Source organism: Desulfovibrio sp. 1214_IL3152 (assembly GCF_036763055.1).
Lineage (GTDB): Bacteria > Desulfobacterota > Desulfovibrionia > Desulfovibrionales > Desulfovibrionaceae > Desulfovibrio.
In genome coordinates this window covers 1-2598 of record NZ_JBAIYW010000273.1, presented here as the reverse complement: position 1 = coordinate 2598, position 2598 = coordinate 1, and the positions used below count along the sequence as shown (strand labels likewise).

The following is a 2598-nucleotide window of genomic DNA, read 5'->3' as shown; positions in this document are numbered from 1 at the left end:
TGACCCTGCTGCTTTTCGGTGAAGAAGACCACCCCGAGGTACGCGGCCTCATATCCTACGCCTGCGGCCCGGCCCACGTGTTCGGCAATGCCGGGGAACTGGCGGCCCTGCCCCTTGACCCCGCGCAGCCCTACGTGCTGGCCTCACAAACCACGCAGGATCGAGAAATCTTTACCGCCATCCATGAAAATCTGAGCCGCGCCCTGGACGACCTTACTGTTTTGTCCACCATCTGCGACGCCACCCGCGAGCGGCAGGAAGAAGCCAGAAACATTGCCTCATCGGTGGATGTCATGGTAGTCGTTGGGGGACGACAGAGCGGCAATACCCGGCGGCTCGCGGATGTGGCCGCGCTCAACGGCATCGCCACCTACCATGTGGAGAGCGCCGAAGAGCTTGATCCGGAAAAATTTGTAAATAAACCCCGTGTGGGCCTTACGGCTGGCGCATCTACGCCGAAAAGCCTCATAGACGCCGCTGAAAAATGGCTTTATTCGCTATAATAACGTCCTGCACGCGCCACACGTTTTTTTGGGAGGCAGCATGTCCCAGACTAATATATTACTAGAGGCCGGCACCAATGAACTGGAAGTGGTGGAATTCTATCTTGACGAATTCGTTCCGCCTTCTACCGACGCGCCCCTGACGGCCGAAAACGGCCAGCCCGCAACCCCGGCCTCATACCGGGGCTATTATGGCGTCAACGTGGCGAAAGTGCTGGAAATCATCCGCATGCCCAAAGTTACGGAACTGCCTGAAGTGCAGCACCCGAGCGTGCTTGGGGCCTTTAACCTGCGCTCCCGCATCATTCCTCTGGTGGACCTTGCCATGTGGCTCGGCAAAACCCACCCCGTCAACGAAGAGCAGCCCAAAACCATTGTGACGGAATTCAACAACGTCACCACGGCCTTCATGGTGTCCGGCGTCAACCGCATCCACCGCATAAGCTGGGAACAGGTGGAGCCGCCGAACAAGTATGTGGCCGCCGTTTCCAACAATACGGTTATCGGCGTGGTCAAGCTTGAAGACCGCATCATTTTTCTGCTGGATCTGGAAAAGGTGGTCGCCAACCTCAATCCCAAACTGGGACTGCGCCTGGACGATTTGGGTGAAGACTGGACCAACAAGGGCTACCGCGCCCTTGTGGCCGACGACTCGGCCCTGGTGCGCGAAATGCTGCGCGACCTGATGGAAAAGGCGGGCTTTACCGTTGAGGTCGTCTCCAACGGCCGCGCCGCCTGGGACCGGCTTGAAGACATCAAGCAGCGCTGTGAGCAGAACGGACGCCCCGTCTCGGACTTTGTGCATGTTATGGTGTCGGACATTGAAATGCCGGTCATGGACGGCCTTAACCTCACCCACCGCATCAAGACCGACCATGTGCTCAGCAACCTGCCCGTGATCCTGTTTTCTTCGCTTATCACGGACAAGCTGCGCCACAAGGGCGAAAGCGTGGGCGCGGACGACCAGATATCCAAGCCGGAAGTTACCCAGCTTGCCCGCCGGGCCATGGCCCTTATCAGGGCGCGGGAAGAAGAAGCGGCGGCAACCCGCTAGAGCAATTTCACTTTGAAATTGCTCGGACGGCTGCGTGAGCAGACGTTCGCTACGGAGGCGTAAGCGCAGTTTATCTGCGCGGTTAAACGCTGAAGTGAGCGTGCCTTAAACTTTGAGAATATACATTCTCAAAGTTAATCTGCTCTAGACAGTGTCGTCACGAGATGAATTTCCTTGGTATATCAAGGAGAACGAGCCTTTTATGCAGGGAGTGTACTCTTATGGTACTCGACCGGAATAAAAGGCGAAGTTCGACGCAGAGATACCTGGAAAGGCGCTCGTGACGACACTGTCTAGAACAGCGTTGCCGGTGAAATTGCCCGGCCGCGCCGATGGACGCCCGCTCGCCACAGAAAACTGGCGGCATGGCTGCGCAAGATTTTTTACACGCCCGTTTGAGCGCATTGCCCCTTGATACGACACGCTATCAAAGGGCAATGCGCTCAAACATTGTACACGGAACAGCTGCCGCCACAGCAGCGCTGTCACGCCAAAAGCGCTGTACAGTCTGCTGCGGCAGGATTTCCCCTCCTTTTCCCCAGCGTTCCCGCGCTCAGCCGCATCACCAGTGCATATGACAGGGGCGCCCGGCGTGGGCCGCCGCGCGATGCGCGCACGTCTGCACCCGTTGCCACAACGTCATAAAAAACGGCCAAGGCATTTTTACCGCCTTGACGGGCAATGCCCGGCACAGTATCTTTTGTTACGGTTTAAAAAAAGATAACACTGGCATATTTACCCCGGAACATGCCCGGCGGCTGCGCCGGCAGCGGCCAGCAGCAAGGCTGACAGTGAACAGCACGGGCGCTTGATATTGGCGCTTGATGTGACACGTATTTCAAGAAAGTAACAGAAAAAAACAGGAGCCACAGGTGGGCTGTTCCTGTCTGATTCCGCAAGGGGAACGTGTGAGGCGGAAATCTTCGGCAAGGGCTTCTGATGCCCGCTGCCACGAACTTTGGGCCGGTCTGCCCCAGGACGAGGGCATTTGCCTGCCCGCAGACCTCTGCTCCTGTTTGCCGTCGGGGCCGCCGCCATGCG

General features: G+C 57.7%; 1 protein-coding gene and 1 pseudogene. Both read left to right on the top strand.

All coding sequences use genetic code 11. The features are described 5' to 3' along the window. Positions 1-503: pseudogene (locus tag V6C07_RS05850) on the top strand (4-hydroxy-3-methylbut-2-enyl diphosphate reductase); the annotation flags it as partial. Between the two features lie 40 nt (positions 504-543). Continuing rightward, positions 544-1557, top strand: coding sequence for a chemotaxis protein (locus V6C07_RS05845; protein ID WP_333535427.1), 1014 nt, complete (start codon positions 544-546; stop codon positions 1555-1557). Positions 1558-2598 lie beyond the last annotated feature (1041 nt).

Coding starts and splice junctions, on each gene's coding strand:
- V6C07_RS05845 (WP_333535427.1), top strand. CDS start 544: ATGTCCCAGACTAATATATTACTAGAGGCCGGCACCAATGAACTGGAA.